1 protein-coding gene is annotated in these 352 nt (G+C 35.8%); it reads left to right on the top strand.

The window, feature by feature from the left end:
• Positions 1-101 precede the first annotated feature (101 nt).
• On the top strand, positions 102-352 hold a 251-nt coding region (locus NI455_RS15440; protein WP_253114905.1), incomplete at its 3' end, for a helix-turn-helix domain-containing protein.

Raw genomic sequence — 352 nt, 5'->3', positions numbered from 1 at the left:
TGTATTAGTTCAGACTTGATCGTACATTCTTCTTGAAAAAGAGAAAGTTACCCGTTTTGATAAAGGTGTCGAAATCTTAATCAAACAAAGGTAACTTTCTTATGTTGCATACTAACAATCAAATCATTAAACACAAAGTAGGTCTGCTCAATTTAGCTGAAGAGCTTCAGAATGTATCCAGAGCATGCAAAGTGATGGGTGTTTCAAGAGATACATTTTACCGCTATCAAGAGTTAGTGAAGTCTGGTGATATTGACGCACTGATCAATAAATCCCGTCGAGTACCAAATTTAAAAAACCGTGTAGATGATGCTACTGAACAGGCTGTTATTGATTTCGCAATTCAATATCC

The organism is Acinetobacter lwoffii, assembly GCF_024129435.1.
Lineage (GTDB): Bacteria > Pseudomonadota > Gammaproteobacteria > Pseudomonadales > Moraxellaceae > Acinetobacter > Acinetobacter lwoffii_F.
This window is presented reverse-complemented; position numbering and strand designations above follow the sequence as displayed.